At 71.6% G+C, this 16,518-nt stretch carries 16 protein-coding genes; 6 read left to right on the top strand and 10 right to left on the bottom strand.

Annotated features, from left to right (window positions below; all coding sequences use genetic code 11):
- Positions 1–30: 30 nt before the first annotated feature.
- The 4 genes from ACVCAH_RS29295 to ACVCAH_RS29310 all read right to left on the bottom strand — a co-directional run bounded on the left by ACVCAH_RS29295 (position 31) and on the right by ACVCAH_RS29310 (position 3,124).
- Positions 31–417: a DUF6578 domain-containing protein gene (locus ACVCAH_RS29295; protein WP_447139462.1), complete on the bottom strand. Its 387-nt coding sequence runs from the start codon at positions 415–417 to the stop codon at positions 31–33.
- A 95-nt stretch (positions 418–512) separates the two neighbouring features.
- Positions 513–1,490 carry an ABC transporter permease gene (locus ACVCAH_RS29300; protein WP_447139463.1) on the bottom strand — a complete coding sequence of 326 codons (978 nt, stop codon included), beginning with the start codon at positions 1,488–1,490 and terminating at the stop codon, positions 513–515.
- 121 nt (positions 1,491–1,611) lie between these two features.
- Positions 1,612–2,493: a hypothetical protein gene (locus ACVCAH_RS29305; RefSeq protein WP_447139464.1), complete on the bottom strand. Its 882-nt coding sequence runs from the start codon at positions 2,491–2,493 to the stop codon at positions 1,612–1,614.
- A gap of 118 nt (positions 2,494–2,611) precedes the next feature.
- Positions 2,612–3,124 carry a hypothetical protein gene (locus ACVCAH_RS29310; protein ID WP_447139465.1) on the bottom strand — a complete coding sequence of 171 codons (513 nt, stop codon included), beginning with the start codon at positions 3,122–3,124 and terminating at the stop codon, positions 2,612–2,614.
- Positions 3,125–3,312: 188 nt separating this feature from the next.
- On the opposite strand from ACVCAH_RS29310, the gene ACVCAH_RS29315 reads away from it, so the two are divergent.
- Positions 3,313–6,114, top strand: coding sequence for a M14 family zinc carboxypeptidase (locus ACVCAH_RS29315; RefSeq protein ID WP_447139466.1), 2,802 nt, complete (start codon positions 3,313–3,315; stop codon positions 6,112–6,114).
- A gap of 79 nt (positions 6,115–6,193) precedes the next feature.
- Here ACVCAH_RS29315 and ACVCAH_RS29320 read toward each other — a convergent pair whose 3' ends face one another.
- Entirely contained in the window at positions 6,194–7,270 is a 1,077-nt protein-coding gene (locus ACVCAH_RS29320; RefSeq protein ID WP_447139467.1) for an NYN domain-containing protein, read from the bottom strand.
- A 273-nt stretch (positions 7,271–7,543) separates the two neighbouring features.
- Between ACVCAH_RS29320 and ACVCAH_RS29325 the strand changes: the two genes are divergently transcribed.
- The 3 genes from ACVCAH_RS29325 to ACVCAH_RS29335 all read left to right on the top strand — a co-directional run bounded on the left by ACVCAH_RS29325 (position 7,544) and on the right by ACVCAH_RS29335 (position 10,483).
- Positions 7,544–8,803, top strand: a complete 1,260-nt coding sequence (locus ACVCAH_RS29325) for a family 16 glycosylhydrolase (protein WP_447139468.1) — start codon at positions 7,544–7,546, stop codon at positions 8,801–8,803.
- Positions 8,804–8,997: 194 nt separating this feature from the next.
- Complete coding sequence (locus ACVCAH_RS29330) at positions 8,998–10,089, top strand: Gfo/Idh/MocA family oxidoreductase (RefSeq protein ID WP_447139469.1); 1,092 nt, start codon at positions 8,998–9,000, stop codon at positions 10,087–10,089.
- Between the two features lie 16 nt (positions 10,090–10,105).
- Positions 10,106–10,483, top strand: coding sequence for a nuclear transport factor 2 family protein (locus ACVCAH_RS29335; protein ID WP_447139470.1), 378 nt, complete (start codon positions 10,106–10,108; stop codon positions 10,481–10,483).
- Positions 10,484–10,642: 159 nt separating this feature from the next.
- Here ACVCAH_RS29335 and ACVCAH_RS29340 read toward each other — a convergent pair whose 3' ends face one another.
- The 4 genes from ACVCAH_RS29340 to ACVCAH_RS29355 form a co-directional block, all read right to left on the bottom strand.
- Entirely contained in the window at positions 10,643–11,716 is a 1,074-nt protein-coding gene (locus tag ACVCAH_RS29340) for a cellulose binding domain-containing protein (protein ID WP_447139471.1), read from the bottom strand.
- Between the two features lie 188 nt (positions 11,717–11,904).
- Positions 11,905–13,218, bottom strand: coding sequence for a hypothetical protein (locus ACVCAH_RS29345; protein ID WP_447139472.1), 1,314 nt, complete (start codon positions 13,216–13,218; stop codon positions 11,905–11,907).
- Between the two features lie 151 nt (positions 13,219–13,369).
- Entirely contained in the window at positions 13,370–14,302 is a 933-nt protein-coding gene (locus ACVCAH_RS29350; protein WP_447139473.1) for an HNH endonuclease, read from the bottom strand.
- A 71-nt stretch (positions 14,303–14,373) separates the two neighbouring features.
- Entirely contained in the window at positions 14,374–14,613 is a 240-nt protein-coding gene (locus ACVCAH_RS29355) for a winged helix-turn-helix domain-containing protein (protein WP_447139474.1), read from the bottom strand.
- A 314-nt stretch (positions 14,614–14,927) separates the two neighbouring features.
- Between ACVCAH_RS29355 and ACVCAH_RS29360 the strand changes: the two genes are divergently transcribed.
- The gene (locus ACVCAH_RS29360; protein ID WP_447139475.1) at positions 14,928–15,221 is read left to right on the top strand and encodes a DivIVA domain-containing protein; all 294 of its coding nucleotides are present in this window, start codon (positions 14,928–14,930) and stop codon (positions 15,219–15,221) included.
- The gene (locus ACVCAH_RS29365) at positions 15,199–15,480 is read left to right on the top strand and encodes a hypothetical protein (protein WP_447139476.1); all 282 of its coding nucleotides are present in this window, start codon (positions 15,199–15,201) and stop codon (positions 15,478–15,480) included. Before ACVCAH_RS29360 ends, ACVCAH_RS29365 begins: the two co-directional genes overlap by 23 nt.
- Here ACVCAH_RS29365 and ACVCAH_RS29370 read toward each other — a convergent pair.
- On the bottom strand, positions 15,455–16,186 hold the full coding sequence (locus ACVCAH_RS29370) for a Sec-independent protein translocase subunit TatA/TatB (protein WP_447139477.1): 732 nt from the start codon (positions 16,184–16,186) through the stop codon (positions 15,455–15,457). The genes ACVCAH_RS29365 and ACVCAH_RS29370 overlap by 26 nt on opposite strands.
- Positions 16,187–16,518 lie beyond the last annotated feature (332 nt).

The following is a 16,518-nucleotide window of genomic DNA, read 5'->3' on the forward strand; positions in this document are numbered from 1 at the left end:
CGCGCACCGGGTCCTGCCCGCCTGTCGTCGTCAGGAACGCGATCGGGTGGCCGCTCCGGTCAGTCGGACCAGATAGCCGACGAACGTGAGATCGCCGCGATCGGGTGTCCATCCGTCCGCGGAGTTGACCGTGCTGAGGGTCCCTGAGCCCGGTACGGGATGGAGTCCCCGCTCCTCACTGCCCAGCAGAGGTGCGTACCGACAGTGCACGGCGTCGATCGACGCGACGGTTCCCACCATGAGTGGCGCATCCTCACCGAGGTCACCGTGATGCTCCTCGGCGGCGTCGACGCCGATGGCCGACCCGCTGCCGAGCATCTCCGCCAGCCACTCGGAATCCGCGTCCCGCAACGTCCACGACACCTCGGCGCCCACCGCGAACGGGTCGCCGCAGCACTGCAACTGCCAGTCGTCCACCCAAACCACGAGGTCCACGACACCATTGTGACCTCCGTCGAGACCCAGCTGGGCGCCCGTCTGGCCGCCCGTCGACCGCCCCTGAAATCCTTGGCTCAGCGGAGCTTGGGGTCGAGGGCCTCGCGGACCGCCTCACCGAGCATCACGAAGCTCAGCACGGCGGTGACCAGGAAGGCGGCGGGGAAGAAGAGCAGATACGGCGAGACGCGGATGTACTGCTGCGCCTCGCTGATCATGATGCCCCAGGACACCACCGGGGTCTTCAGCCCGACGCCCAGGAAGGACAGCGTGGCCTCAGCGCCGATGAACGAGCCGACCATGATCGTGCCGTACACCAGCAGCGGCGCCACGCAGTTCGGCAGCAGGTGCTTGAGGATGATCCGCCCGGTGCCGGCGCCCAGCGCCCGCGCGGCCACGATGTAGTCCGCCTCCTTGGTGGCCAGCACCGAGGAGCGCATCAGCCGCATCACCACCGGCCACATCAGGACGGTCAGCGACAGCATCACCAGGCCCATGATCTCGGCCGTGCTGTTGTTGGAGCCGGAACCGTTGAAGGTGGTCAGGATGACGATGGCGCCGAGGATGAACGGCAGGCCGAAGAAGACGTCGGCGATCCGGGACAGCAGACCGTCGACCCAGCCGCCGCGGTAGCCGGCGATGATCCCCATCGTGCCGCCGATGAGCAGCGTGCCCATCACGGACAGCACGGCCACCACGATCGACGCGCGGGCGCCGTAGATCGTCCGGGCGTAGACGTCGCGACCCTGCACGTCGTAGCCGAACCACGCGTCCGCGGACGGCTCCACCCGGCTGTTCGACAGCGCGCCGTTGACCGGGTCGCCGGAGGTGAACAGCGACGGAAAGGCCGCCATCACCAGGAAGATCATGATGAACGTGGCCGAGATCCAGAACAGCGGCTTACGGCGCAGGTCACGCCACGCGTCACCGAACAGGCCCCGCGGCCTGTCGGCACGGGCGCTGCCCGGCAGCCCCGGATTGACCGGCGCGCCGATCTCGGTCGGCTGCTCGGGCCGGGGTGCGGAGACGATCGACGCGGTGCTCGGATCACTCATGACGGCTCCTCCCGGGCAGGGCGGCGTGGAGCAGATCCACCAGCAGGTCTATCAGGAAAGTGGCCAACGCCACAACCACGATGGGGACGAGGGTTGCCGGCCCGACAGCGGACCCCCGTGGTCAGTAGACCGGGTTGTGCGGGTTCGAGTGCGCGAACCAGACCTCCACCGTGGAGTCCCGCTCGTCGATCCGCAATTCCGCGCAGAGCCGGTAGGGGTTGGCCAACCCGGCGACGGGCCGGCAGGCGATCACCGGCTCCGGCGCGAAGTCGTACCAGGTCATTGTCCAGCCCTTCGTGTCGGCCAGATGCCGACCCAACCGCCGGGTGAGATCGCGCGCGTTCGCACCATCGGTGGCGGCCACGGTGAACCGCCGCACGCAGGAGCGCCCGCGAGTTACACACGCCGCCTCCTCGCCGAGCAGCACGACGGCCGGCGGCAGCGGCAGGAAGGCGTCTCGCGGGGGCATGGGCTCGCCGTCGAGCACCGGCACCGCGGCGATCGCGCCGACGCCGACCACCCACGCCACCAGTCCGACCGTACGACGCCGGCGCGATGCCGGCAGCGGCGCCGGGCTCGTCCGGTGCCATCCGACCTCGACCGCGACCCCGATCGCGACCAGGCAACCGGCGGTCACCAGGTAGTAGCGCAGCCCGTCGTCGACGGTCGGCGGGGTGGCGTACTCGGCGAACCGGACCGTCCCCACCGACCAGGCGGCAACGCATCCGACCAGCACCAGGCCAACGACCCGGCCGACCTGGCGGGACCGGCCGATCAGCGCCCAGGCGAGCGGCAGGATCAGCACGACCGGAACGATCACCGCCACCTCGCCGGGGGCCAGCATCTCGTCCGCGACCGGCTCTCCGGGCTGGATCACCGGCCACACGGGCGCTGTCGCGACCAGCGCGGCGATGCCGATCAGCAGCCGCGACCGCCACCGCCAGCGACACGGCGGCCAGGCCGCGGCCCGGTGGAGGCGTTGCCGTAGATCGGTTGCGCGCACGAGCTCATCTCCTCATCGGCGGTGTGACCGCGGCTTGGACGGGCCCGGGCCAGGTCCGGTTCCCTCTCCGTCCGCTACGGTCCACCGGCGCGAACGCGTGCCGGAGAGCCAGGAGGCGTCAGCTCTCCCGGTACGGGGGCAGCCCGAGCGCGGCCCGGACCTTCCCGGCCTCCTCGCCGCCGCTGTGCGCCGCCGCCGCGCGGATCTCCCGCATCAGCGCCTCGGCGTCCGCCGCCTCGCCGGCGCGTCGCCAGTGCCGCAACGCGACCTCGTTCTCCTTCAGCAGAGCGGCCATCAGGGCGCGGGCCTGCTCCGGCCAGGCCGTCTCCCGCAGCGCCACCGCGTGCGCGGCGTTCGTCCGGGCCACCTCGGCGGCCAGCTTCCGCACCGTCCGCCACGGCTTCCCCGCGTTGGCCGCCGTCTCGAGCTTCTCTAACGCCGTGTTGTACGGCGCGACGATCGCCAGGTAGCGGCTCTTCGCCTCCTCCGGCGTCAGCGCGGCCGGCGTGGGTGACGTGGTCGGCGTGCCGCCCTGCCACGCCGGTTGCTGGGTCATGGTCTCGGTCTGTTCGCCGCCACCACAACCGGCGAGCACCACGGTCAGGGCCAGGGCGGCCGTCCAGCGACGCACGGGCATTCCCTTCTGTCGAGCTGCGGAACAGCCGGAGTCTAGGGGCAGCCGGCAGCCGCGGGGGCCCTGCCTGTCAGCCGCGACCTCCGCGACCCCGGTCGACCGCGCCGGCAGGATCTTGACCGGGGAAAATCGCAGGTCATAGGCTTCCGTCAATGTGAGCCGGTTCCCGGGAAGGGAAACACGACATGGCCCCAGCGACGCGTCCGGTCTGGACGGTTCCTCCGCGACGGTTGGCGAGCGCCACCGTGGTCGCGCTCCTGCTCGGCATGACGCCCCTGCTGGGCGGCGCGCCGGCCGAAGCCGCACCCCGGCCCGCCCCCTGCAGCAACGATCCGAACGCCCGGCTGGCCACCGTGCCAAGCCCGGAGCAGACCCTCGGCTTCCCGCTCGGCCTCGGCCAGGAGCGGGTCGTCACCACCGGCGAGATCAGCCAGTACCTGGGCGCCGTGGACGCCGCCTCCGACCGCGTCGTCACCGGAGTCCTGGGGGCCAGCGTGCTCGGCCAGCCGCTGCCCTACGCGGTGGTGTCCACCGAGCCGAACGTCCGGCCGGCCACGCTGCGGAAGATCGCCGAGAACGTCCGGGACCTGCGGGACCCGCGCCGCACCTCGGCGCGCGAGGCCGCCGAGACCGCCGGCGGTCCGGCCATCGTCTGGGTGACCGGAAACGTGCACGGCGGCGAGAAGAGCGGCGCCGACGCCGCGCTCAAGACGCTGTACGAGTTGGCGTCCGGGCTGTCGTGCGACGTCGCCCGGCGCAACGAGAACCTGGTCACCGTCATCGTGCCGACGCAGAACCCGGACGGCCGGGACGCCAGCCGGCGGCAGAACGAGTTCGGCTTCGACCTGAACCGGGACTGGTTCGCCCGCACCCAGCAGGAGACCGACAGCAAGCTCGAACTCATGCGACGCTACCCGCCGCAGGTTTTCATCGACGCGCACGAGATGGGCGGCCGGCAGTACTTCTTCCCGCCCAACGCCGACCCGATCCACCACGAGATCGCCGGCGAGGCGGTCGACTGGATCAACCGGATCGGTGAGGCGAACAAGGCCGGCTTCGGCTACAACGGCGCCTGCGGCGGGGCGGTCACCACCGAGTGCTACTTCAACTACTCCACCTACGACCTGTTCTTCATGGGCTACGGCGACACGGTGCCGGCCGCCGGCTTCGGCGCCGCCGGCATGACGTTCGAGAAGGGCAGCGCCTCGGCGGTGCCCGACCGGGTGCAGCAGCAGTTCCACACCCAGTGGTCCACCCTGGGCTGGGCCGCGGCACACAAGCGCGAGCTGCTGACCGGCTACTTCCAGATCTGGCGGGACGCGCTGGCCCAGGGCCGCGCCGGCGCGCTGGAGCCGAATGAGGTGGTCCAACCCACCAACACGGTGCAGTTCCCGGTGCCGGACATCCGGATCCGCTCGTACTTCCTGCTGCCGGACCGGCAGCTCGCCGACGTACGCCAGCTGGTCGAGCGGCTGCGGCGGATGGACGTCGAGGTGTACGAGGTGCAGCGACCGACCCGGTTGCCGACCGCGCGGATCTTCGGCGGACGCAGCGCCACCAATCTCACGGTGCCGAAGGGCGCGTACTGGATCCCGATGGACCAGCCGCAGAAGCACTGGATCCAGGCGATCATGGGCGAGGATCCGTACACCCCGTTCCCGTACTTCTACGACGTGTCGTCCTGGAGCAACCCGCTGCTGATGGGCGTGTCCGCCGTCTACACCGGCGACGACGTCCGGCCACGAGCGCGACCGGTCCGGCAGATCAGCGGCGGCCGGACCGCTCTGGCGGCGCCATGGGGCTCGTACGCCTACCCGCTGGACTCCGCCGCGGCCGCGGAGTTCACCTTCGCGCTGCTGCGTCGGGGCGTACCGCTAGTGCGCGACCTGGACAGCGGCGTGGTCGGCCTGCCGGCAACCCGCCTGACCCGGGAGGTCGACCGGCTCGCCGAGTCGCTCGGGGTGACGCTGACCCCGCGCTCACCGGTCGAGGGGACCCGGCTCGCACTGCCGGACGTGGGACTGTTCCAGGGCACCGGCATCTCCACCACGTCCGGCTCGCACGGCGAGGCCCGGTACGTGCTCGGCAAGCGGTGGGGGCTGAATCTGACCCCGGTGACCACGGCCGACATCAACGACAACACCGAGGCGTTCACCGGCCGCACGGTGCTGCTGGTGCCCGACGGCAGCAGCCCGACCGGCGGTCTCACCGCCGCCGGGCAGGCCAACCTGCGGAACTGGATCGCGCAGGGCCACACCTACCTCGGGCTGCGCAACGAGGGCACCCGGATGGCCCGGGCCGCCGGGCTCACCTCCACCACCGAGCAGCCGAAACCGACCGGCTACACGGTGATCGGCTCGCACCTGCGGGTGGACGTCGACCACGACAGCCCGGTCGCGCTGGGCCGCCCGGCGGAGGACTTCGAGTTCAACAACAACGACCCCATCCTGACCCCGAGCAGCACCGGGACCAACGTGCTCCGCTACCCGACCGGCGACACCTTCTGGGCCAACGGCTACACCGTCGGCACCGACGCGTTGAAGGGCACGGTCGCGCTGGTGGACGAGCCGACCGGCGCAGGGCGGGCGGTGCTGTTCGCGTTCAACCCGCTCTTCCGGGCGTACAACGAGAACGGGCTGCACCTGGTGGCCAACGCGCTGCTGCACCCCGGCGGGCCGGCGCAGCGCGGCGCGGCGGCGCGCGGCGTCGAGCCGGCCCGCGCGGCCGCCGCGGCCGCGCCGGTCCCGGCGGACCTCGGCGGTGGCTGGCGGCCGATCACCATCGAGGTGGCCCCCGCCGACCTCGACCGCACCCGGGCGATCGTCGCGGGCTTCACCGGTGACAGCCGGACGTCCGTGGCGAACGGCTCGGCCTACCTGGTGATCCCGAACCCGGAGGGGCGCCAGGCCGACGAGCACCCGTTCCTCGGTGACCTGGTGCGGGCCCTGCGGGACGCCCGGGTGCCGCTGCGCTCCGTGGTGGGCTGAGGTCTGCCGGTCGGTGGTCCGGCCGGCCGCGTCACGGCCGGCCGGACCATCACCCTCGCGACCGCGGCTGCCGGGCGCGTCAGGCGGGCTGCGCGGTCAGCAGGTAGTCGTCCGCCTCGGGGCTCCAGCTCAGGTCGACGGCGCCGCTGGTGGCGGCCGCCTTGCAGAACTGGAGGAAGCTGCGGTAACCGAGCTTCTTCTCGCTGAAGTCGGGCCGGGCCCGGCGTAGCTGGTTCTTCAGGCCGGACAGCGCCACCGCGCCGTCACCGCCGGCCAGATCGAGCACCACGGTGCGGAGCAGCCCGAAGGCGACCTCGCGGTCGCCGTGCTCGGGCAGGGAGACCTCGGGGTCGCCCTTCGCGGGACCCTCCGCCAGCTCGACGACGTTGTGCTCGGCCAGGTGGCGCAGCAGTTCCCCGAAGGTGCGGAAGCCGTAGTCGGACTCGCTGAAGGTCGGGTCCTTGCGGAGCAGGGTGCGCTTCAGCCGCGAGGCGGTCACCGCGCCCTCGGAGCTGCCCTGCAGGCCGGCCACCGTCTGGGCGACCAGCACGGAGAGCGTGTCGACGTCCCGGGCCCGCTCCTCGACCGCCGGCGGCGCCTCGGGCTCCTGCTCCACCTGCTTCGGCTCCGGGCTGGGCAGCCGGGCCGGTCGACCGCGCCGGGCGCGGGTCGACGGGATGTCGACGCCCTCGAGCCGGTCGTAGTAGAGGAACTCGTCGCAGGCGGGCGGGAGCAGCGCCGAGGTGGACTTCTCGACCCCGACGCCGATCACCCGCTTGTTGAGCTCGCGCAGCTTGTGCACCAGCGGGGTGAAGTCGCTGTCGCCGGTGCAGATCACAAACGTCGAGATGTAGTCGCGTTCGAAGGCCAGCTCCACGGCGTCGACCGCCATCTTGATGTCGGCCGCGTTCTTGCGGGTGGCCCCCATCCGCTGGGGGATTTCGATGAGCTCGACGTGCGACCGGGTGAGCATCCGGCGGTCCTCGTCGAAGTACGACCAGTCCGCGTACGCCCGCCGCACCACCACCCGCCCGCGCTCGGCGAGCGCGTCGGCGATGGGACGGAAGTCGAAGGCCACTCCGCCATGGTGGTCGCGCGCTCCCAGCGCGAGGTTCTCGTAGTCCAGGAACAGGGCGATCCGGTCTTCTTGATCCACGGCTGCCAGCCTACGCCCGGCGCCCGTCCCGGGCCGGCAAGCCGCGTGGCACCGGCACGAGCGGGGCCAACCACCCGCTTCGGAACCCGAGCAACAAACTGGCAACAGTCTTGACAAATGAAACGCCCATCGACAAGCATCGCTAGAGAGCGCTCTCTCACCACCGCCGGTCACCGCGCAGCGGCGTGTGCCACGACCGGATTCGACCAGCGGTCGCTCCCTCCGGCCGCACGACCACCGCCCCCTGATCCCGACCCGCCCCCAGGAGACGCCATGTTCACCGCCCTTCGCCGACCACGCGCGCTCGTCCTCGCCGCAGTCGCGGTCGTCGGTCTCACCGCAGCCCTCGTCCTGCCCAGCCGCTCCGACACCGCCGAGGCGGCCATCGGCGGGATCACCTGGCAGGACGAGTTCAACGCGCCCGCCGGCACCCCGGTCGACCAGAGCAGGTGGCGGTTCGACATCGGCGGGAGCGGCTGGGGCAACAACGAACGGCAGTACTACACCAACAGCACGAGCAACGCCGTGCACGACGGCCAGGGCAACCTGGTCATCACCGCCCGCCGGGAGAACCCGGCCAACTACCAGTGCCACTACGGCCGGTGCGAGTACACCTCCGCCCGGCTGCTGACGGCGGCCACCTTCACCCAGGCGTACGGGCGGTTCGAGGCCCGGATCAAGATCCCACGCGGGCAGGGCATCTGGCCGGCGTTCTGGATGCTCGGCAACAACATGGGCACCGTCGGCTGGCCGGCCGCCGGCGAGATCGACATCATGGAGAACATCGGCCGGGAGCCGAACACCGTCTACGGCACCATCCACGGCCCGGGTTACTCCGGCGGCGGGGGCATCACCGGCAGCCGCACCATCGGCCAGCCGCTGGCGGACGCCTTCCACACCTACCGGGTGGACTGGGAGCCGAACTCGATCATCTGGTACCTAGACGGCGTCGAGTACCACCGGGTCGACCCGAGCCGGCTCGGCGGCAACCGCTGGGTGTTCGACCACCCCTTCTTCATGATCCTCAACGTGGCCGTCGGCGGTAACTGGCCCGGCTACCCGGACGCCTCGACGCAGTTCCCGCAGCAGATGCTGGTCGACTACGTCCGGGTCTCCGGCTACACCTCGGGCGGCACCCCGCCGCCGTCCGGCACCAGCCGGATCCGGGGCGCGCACAGCGGCCGGTGCATCGACATCCCCGGCGCCAACCCGGTCGAGGGGGCCAAGCTGCAGATCTGGGACTGCAACACCACCGCCGCGCAGGCGTGGACCTTCGCCGCCGACGGCACCGTCCAGGCGATGGGCAAGTGCATGGACCCGGCCTGGGCCGGCACGGCCAACGGCACCGAGGTCAACCTGGTCAGCTGCAACGGCAACCCGGCCCAACGCTTCACCCTCAACGGCGCCGGCGACCTGGTCAACCTCAACAGCAACCGGTGCGTCGACGTGCGGGACTGGGTCGCCACCAACGGCGGCAAGCTGCAACTGTGGGACTGCACGGGCGGCGCCAACCAGAAGTGGTCGCGCGTCTGAGCCGGACCGCCGGCCCGCCGCCGCGGCGACCGCGAGGTGGAGGGGTCGTACGCCGGTCGGCGTACGGCCCCCCTCCCCCTCGGCCGGCGGCCACCGCCGCGCGAATGCCCGCCATGCGGTGAAGCGACGCCCGCGTGGGGCGTAAGTTCGGTGCCATCGGGCCGGGCGGACCGGCGGTACGAGACGAGGGTGGCATGACGGGGACGACGGGAACTCCGCTGCGGGTCGGCCTGCTGGGCTACGGGATCGCCGGGCGGGTGTTCCACGCCCCGCTGATCGCCGCGACGCCCGGGCTGCGGTTGGAGGTCGTGGTGACCCGCGACCCGCAGCGACGCGACCAGGTCCGGCAGGATCACCCGGACGCCCGGCTCGTCGACGACGTCGAGCAGCTCTGGCGCTCGCCGGACGCGCTCGACCTGGTCGTGGTGGCGACGCCGAACCGGCAGCACGTGCCGATGGCCCGGGCGGCGGTGGCCGCCGGGCTGGCGGTGGTGGTGGACAAGCCGCTGGCCGCCACCGCCGCGCAGGGCCGGGACCTGGTCGACGAGGCCGGCCGGCGCGGGGTGCCGCTGACGGTGTTCCACAACCGGCGCTGGGACGGCGACTTCCTGACCGCCCGCCGCCTCGTCGAGGAGGGCGCGCTGGGGAAGGTGGCCCGCTTCGAGTCCCGCTTCGAGCGCTGGCGGCCGGCGATCAAACCCGGCTGGCGGGAGCTCGGGCGCCCCGACGAGGCCGGCGGCACCCTCTACGACCTGGGCGCCCACCTCGTCGACCAGGCGGTGCAGCTGTTCGGCCCGGTACGCAGCGTCTACGCCGAGGTGAACCGCCGTCGGCCGGGCGCCCAGGTCGACGACGACGCGTTCGTCGCGCTGACCCACACCAACGGCATCCGCTCCCACCTCTGGATGACCGCCCTGGCGGCGCAGCTCGGGCCGCGCCTGCGGATCCTCGGCGACCGCGCCGCGTACACCAGCTACGGGCTCGACGTGCAGGAGGCGGCGCTGCGCGACGGCGGCCGGCCGGGCACACCGGGCTGGGGCGAGGTCCCTCCCGAGCGGTACGGCCAGCTCGGCGTCGACGGCGACCTGCGGCCGGTGCCCACCGAGCCCGGCCGCTACCAGAACTTCTACCAGCAGGTGGTGGCGGCGTTGCGGGACGGCGCGCCGATGCCGGTCGACCCGTACGACGCGGTCGACACGGTCGCGCTGATCGAGCTGGCCCACCTGTCCGCCGTCGAGGGCACGGTGCTGACCGTGGCCCCGACCGGCCCGTCGATCCACGCCTAAGCAGGAGGAGGGCAGCATGCCGGACAGCGAGCGCGAGGCCGAGCTGCTCGACGCCGAGCGCCGCCTCCAGGCAGCGCAACGCGCCGGGGACGTGGCCGCCCTCGACCAGCTGCTCGACGACCACCTGATCACCATCGGCCCGGACGGCAACCGGTACGGCAAGCGGGACGACCTGGCCGCCCACCGGAGCCGGAGCTCGATCATCGACGAGCTGGCCGAGGAGGAACTGGACCTGATCGTCGAGGGCAGCACCGGGGTGACGATCTTCGTGGGCCGGGTGACGGGACTGTTCGGCGGCGCACCGTTCGCGGCGCGGCTGCGCTACACCCGCACCTGGGTCTACGACGACGAGCGCGGCTGGCGGATCCTCGCCGCGCACATCAGCCCGGCCTGAACGCCGTCAACCGCTCCCGCTCCGGTCCCGCCACCCGGGTTCTTCGCCGCCCGGCCTGGCGCTCCCCCGGACCTGATGCGTCCCCGGCCTGGCGCTCGCCGGGGCTGGCGCTCCCCCGGCCCGGCGTTCCCCCGGGGCTGGTGCGCGCCCGGCCCGGTGTCAGAGGCCGGCGCAGGGGTTGTCGTTGACCGTGCAGCCGTCCGGCGCCCGCCTGACCCCGGCGTCACGGACGTCGAACTGGACCGTCTGCGATCCACCGGCCGGCACGGGTGACCCGGTGAAGGTCACCACCTGCCCGTCCTGCTGCCATTCGACCTTCCTGGCGTCGGTGACCGTGCTGCCCTCGGGCAGCGTGACGACCAGCTTCCAGTCCGCCGCCGCACTGCCGGGATTGTCGATCACCACCTCGCCGGTGTAGCCGAGGAGACGAGGCCTCGTGGTTTCGTAGCGAGCGGTCAGCGCGGGGGCCGACGGCGCGGTCGAGGCGGACGCCGACGAGGGCTTCGCCGCGGGGGTCCGACTCGGGCGGGCGTTGCTGGAGGTGGAGCTCCGCGCGGGGCGCGAGGACGGGATCGGCTGGGCGGGACGGTTCGTGGCGGTCGGGGCGGTCGGCAGCGCCGCGGCGTCCGACCCGGCGGGGCGTTCCGGCTCGCCCGGCAGCACCGCCCACACCGCCACCGCCCCGGCAGCGAGTACGGCTGCGGCCACCGCCGCGATCAGCACCGGAAGACGGCGGCGGCCCGCCGGCGCCGGTTCGGGCGCCTCGGTCACCGGCAACTCGGCCGTCATCCCGGGCTCGCCACGCCGCAGGTCGACCTGCTGGAAGGCCAACCAGTCGAGGATCGCCGGGAGCCGCCCGGACAGCGTCTGCTGGTAGTACTCCTCGCGGCGTTCGCGCTGGTCGTCCGGCCAGCTGCCGTGCTCCAGGACCTCGCTGACCGAGAGCCGGCAGCCCTCGGCGGTGGGGAGGATGGTGCAGGTCAGCCGGGTACGCCGGTCGGCCTCCTGGCAGCGCAACGCGAGCAGCTCCGGCTCCCGCCGGTCGACCACCTCGGCGTCCACTGCGGCGTCGAAGCCGGGTAGGTCCGCCGTGTGCAGCAGCAGCCGCCCATCCGGCCCCGCCACCGGCTCAGCCTTGGTGAACCACCGGGCCAACAGCCCACGATCCGTCAACGTGCGCCACACCCGGTCAGCGGGGTGGAACAGGTCGACCTGCGCGCCGATCTCAGTCACGGCGGCACTCTACGGCTCGAGCCGCCGGACGGCACCGCAAGGTGGACCGATCGGCACCGGCGACGACAACCCGTTGGCGGTCGACTGCGGATGGTGTCCGAGGCGCCGACCGGTGGCTCACGAGTCCCGGATGTGGCAGCGCACCAGATTCGCGCGCCGGCCGTCGTCGCGCAGCTTGCGGGCCAGCGTCAGCTCGTCGGCGCGCCCCGGCCGCCGCACATCTTCCTTGGCGGACGCGACCGGTCTGGCGGGTGCTGGCGCTGGCGCTCTGCGCGGGGCTGCGGCGCCGATTTAGGGCCGGGCGGAACGCCGAGGGTGGGGACGTCCCGCCCAGCCGTGGCCAGCCACGCACCTCGACTGTCCACTGTGTTGCGTCGCTGATCATGCCCCAGGGCTACATCGTTGTAAAGCCCCCGAATCGATCGCGCCCGCGCCGCCCACGGCGGTTCGAGCCCTTGATCGTCTGATGGTGAGCAGGTGAGAACGGCCTCTCCCGCCCTGCTGGCCATCAGACGATCAAGGAGGATTGCCGCGACTGCTGCACGGCTGAGGCGATCATCGGTCGGGGCGGCGGGAAGCGAGGATGGCGAGGGTCTCGCGGCGGACCTCGTCGGGGGCGTGGGTGAGTCGGCGGTGGGTGAAGCGACCACGAGGATGCCCCGGGTGGCGAGCAGGGCGTCCCGGCGCAGGTCGATCTCGCGCTCCCGCGGGTCGCCATGCGTCGTGGCGCCGTCGAGTTCGATGTCAACCCGCTCCGCCTCGGCGAACAGGTCGAGGTAGACGGTTTGCGCGCCCACCCGCACCCGGGCCTGCCGCCGGAAGGCCGGCATCCCGGGCCCGGTGAAGACGTGATCGTGCCCCCAGATCTCCAGCGGGCTGCGGCACCCGGCGACGAGCCGGTCCAACAACCGGCGAAGCCCGGCTCGGTCGCCCAGCCGCGGTGCCTGCCCGAGCGCGGCATCGACCCGCTGCGGCGTGGTCAGCCGATCGTTGACGGCCTGGATGAGCGGCACGGATCGGTCCACCAAGGGCGGCAGCGGCCAGGCATCGACCAACGAACGCTCCAGCCGGGTCACGGCCGTACCACCGCGCACAACCACCCGCGGGGGCTCGGCGGCAAAGCCACGGCGGTGATGCGCCACGATGTGTGTGCGGGTACGGATCCCCGACTCCGCCGGCACCTCCACGTGCAGCGGCTCGGCAGCTGGCTGCCGACGCAGGCCCCACACGTCTAGCGCCGTGAGGTGACTCAGCGCACCCCGCCAGCCGGCGTACGCCAAGACCGCCCGACGGGCCAATCCCGGCTCGACGCGGGCCAGCGGCGGTCCGCCCTCGGTGTCGTTCACCAGGTCGGCGTCTACGTACACCTCGGGCAGCAGCCGGACCAGCCGGCCCGAGCGACAGGCATCCTGCACCGCCCACCGCGGCACCATTCGCAGCGCGGCGTCCCGGGTTACCAGCCCGCCGCCCCGCTCGATCAGGACCCGGAGTACGGAGTTCACCTTGCCGACGTTGCCCGCGCGCCCCGGGGGCGCGCCACTCCACCCCCTCCCGACCTGTGGACTCACCTTCCGCTGTGGATAGACGCCACGCACGCGCCAGTTCTGCTAGGTGGGTGTTAGCAGAGCTACAACGCAGAGGTTGAAGAACTGCTCAGGCGGCCTTGAAGACCGTGCCGAGGTGCCATTCCAGGAACTCGACATTCGGCCGATCGCTGCGCCGCTCGGGGACGGCTATCTGCTGCCCCGCCTTGGCATAGAACTGGTCGCCGTTGCCGAACTCTGTGCGAAGCCGCGGGCTGACCATCAGTCGGTACTTCGGATCTACGCCTAGGTAACCGCGGTCAAAGAGAATGTGAACGTCGGACTTGAGGAGTAAGCCGTTGTCTAGGCGGTGCTCGCCACCCTTCGGTAGTGGCCGGATATGCGCAGCCTGCAACACCGGCCCAACCCTGTTGCCTGTGACGGCGCACCGCCGGCCGTACGCCCCTAGGACCACGGCTTTGAACGACTGCTGGCCAAGCCGCTGCGGCATCAACCTCGGATCGCCATACACCGGTCCGGGTCGATGCCAGGGCTGGCTCGGATCAAGATCGATGGTCGTACCGATCAGGCGATGAACGAGCAACTCGAAGTAGTCTCCCCAAGCGGGTTCGGCAAGGTCATACGTCTTGCCCTGCACTACGTTTGAAGCGAACCTGGGCGGCGGATCAACGGTCGACTCATCCGGGAAGAACTTCACGTCACGGACGAAGATGCAGCCGATGTCCGGATCCTCGTCAGGGCGGATCGCTTGCTTGCGGTAGCGCCCGACGCTGCGGCGCATCTCCTCGATACTGGCCGTTCCGTTGGCCTCACCGAACAACTCCCAAGCCTCGGAGATTCGTAGCCGGGTGAAGCCACTGAAGAAACCGCCACCGACGACGCGGTTCAGGGGGTAATGAGCCTTGAAGAAGAAGGGCTCACCCGGCGTGAGCGCCTGAAATCCCCCACCTGACGGTCGCCAGAAGTTGACCTCGTTGAGAGCTGGACGTGCCGCCAGGAAGCGGAACCACTTCTCATCCGTCACCCCGACGAAGGCCTTCACATCGACGAGGATGCCCCGGAGTCGATCTCAACACCACCCCCCGAACGGGCACGCCGCAGTCGGCGCCGCCATCATGGCTCGCGCATCCACAACGCGGGATTATTGACGAAGACGCCTTTGCCTTGATGCCGCCAGATCACCCTTAGCGCCTCCAACCGCACGTAGACCTGCTTCACCGTGGACGGGCTGACCTTGTAGGTCGCCGCCAGCTGCGCAATCGACGGCAGCTTGTCTCCCGGCTTGAGCTTCTTCGCCTCGACGTCGGCGACGATCTTGTCGGCGATGCGGATGTAGTCGGCGGTGATCGGCATGACTCCCCCTGCGTGGCGCGCCAATTCGATCACGCAAGGACACTCGCCGACAACTCTGGGTTTGACTAAGACGACTGGGACAGCTAAGTTTGCACTCGCCTCTCCCCTTGCGTGGCAACAAGGGCTTGAGGCACTCCCTGGTAGTGCGGGGCGCGGAGGCCCGTCCCGACCTGCCGGACCAGCTCGGCTGCCGTACCTCTGACCGAGAGTGTGCGGCGGCGGAGCGGGCGGGTCGTCCGCGGCCCTCGCGCGGACGACCCGCCCTCCTGCCTCCTACCGGGACCCTCCGCGCTCCCCGCCCAGAAAGGACCATCGTGGCTCAGGTGTATCGGGGCGGCCAGCCCTGCGGGGCCGGCTACCCGGCCCGGTTGACGCCGCACGAGGTGCGGACCCGCGAATTCGCCGCGCGCCGTCGGGGCGTCGACCTTGAGGAGGTACGCGAGTTCCAGCATCGGGTGGCCGACGAGTTGACCGACCTCAACGAGGTGGTACGGCTGCTCAGCCAGGAGAACGACCGGCTCCGCCGGGCGCTGCGCGACTGGCAGACCATGCACGCACGGGAGTGCCGGCCGACGCAGGACCACCATGTCGACGAGCGCCGCTGGTAGCGGCCGACCCGCCCCCGGTGACCTGCTGGTCGTCGACGGGCGAGCCTCGGTGCAGTTCGCCGGGAGCCGGGCGCTGACCCTCCGGGTCGTCTCGGTGGCCGACGGGCCCGCGTATCCCGGCTGGGTCTGGCTGACCGGCTACGTGCTCGACCACCGCGGCGACGCGATCGCCAAACGCGAGGTCTACGTTCAACTCACCGGTCTGCGACCCACCACCCGGCGGCGGGCGACGGCTAGGAGCCGAGCAGGTCGAGGGTGAACCCGGCGACGAAGAACCCGACACCGAGCCAGCGCAGCAGGTGCCCCGGGTTCGCGTTGTCCAAGACGGCCGCGATCGGCGCCAGGACCAGCGTGGTCAGCAGCAGGAACAGGCCGATGAACGGCATCCGCACGCCGTACTGGACCGCGGGCCCACCGACCAGCAGGATCACACCGAACGCCACCACCGAGACGGCGAGCGGCGCCAGCAGGGTGGGATTCTGCCGGACGGTCGTCCATTGGACGGCGAACATGATGGCGAGTCCGATGTTGGCGACCAGCAGGAACTGCGCCACCGCACTCTGCACGGCGGTCGGCAGGGTCCGCCTGATCTCGGGACGCATCGCCGTGGCGAGCTGTCGGGCCTCGGCATAGCTGTGCGACAGCCGGCGTCCCGCGGCTCGCAGCCGCTCCGGCCCAAGCAGGTCGAGGACGACCACCAGGCCGGCGGCGAACTGCAACAGCTTGCCGACCCGGGCCCACCACAGCACCGTGTGTCCCCACAGCGGTTGCTGGCTCGCCGACCGACCGTCCCACCACACCGTCCACGCCGCACCGAACTCGCCGAAGGCGGAGGACAGGGCCGCCTCGCCCGCGGCGATGAGAAGCAGCGGCAGCGCCAGCAGCACACCGGTCTGCACCGGCGAGGGCGCCGGCCGCTCCACCCGCACCGAATAGCCGCCGCCGTCCGCGGTCGGGCCGGTCACCCTTTCCCCGGCCTCGACGCCGCCGCCGGGTCGAGTGGCCGACGCGGCGACCGTCGGCGTCCGAGCCGCGCGAGCCGGCTTCCTCGGTGTCGGAGCACCCCGGCGCCTCGCCTTCGACAACTCGCGCCCTCTCCCCCTCGGCCCTGGCAGTTCCGTTGCCCTGGCCGAAGAGTCTGCGGGAACATGCCAACTGCCGACCCTAGGTGTCCGGCACCCGACAGGGCCGACCGGCACCGCGCACCTTCAGGGAAGTTGCGGCCTCGGAGGGCCTGCGAGGGGACAACTTCTCTGAAGTTGCGCGGATCTTGCCGGAGGGCGGGCCCGCAAGCGCG

It is taken from the genome of Micromonospora sp. LZ34 (genome assembly GCF_052981855.1).

Coding starts and splice junctions, on each gene's coding strand:
- ACVCAH_RS29300 (WP_447139463.1), bottom strand. CDS start 1,490: ATGAGTGATCCGAGCACCGCGTCGATCGTCTCCGCACCCCGGCCCGAG.
- ACVCAH_RS29315 (WP_447139466.1), top strand. CDS start 3,313: ATGGCCCCAGCGACGCGTCCGGTCTGGACGGTTCCTCCGCGACGGTTG.
- ACVCAH_RS29325 (WP_447139468.1), top strand. CDS start 7,544: ATGTTCACCGCCCTTCGCCGACCACGCGCGCTCGTCCTCGCCGCAGTC.
- ACVCAH_RS29330 (WP_447139469.1), top strand. CDS start 8,998: ATGACGGGGACGACGGGAACTCCGCTGCGGGTCGGCCTGCTGGGCTAC.
- ACVCAH_RS29335 (WP_447139470.1), top strand. CDS start 10,106: ATGCCGGACAGCGAGCGCGAGGCCGAGCTGCTCGACGCCGAGCGCCGC.
- ACVCAH_RS29355 (WP_447139474.1), bottom strand. CDS start 14,613: ATGCCGATCACCGCCGACTACATCCGCATCGCCGACAAGATCGTCGCC.
- ACVCAH_RS29365 (WP_447139476.1), top strand. CDS start 15,199: ATGTCGACGAGCGCCGCTGGTAGCGGCCGACCCGCCCCCGGTGACCTG.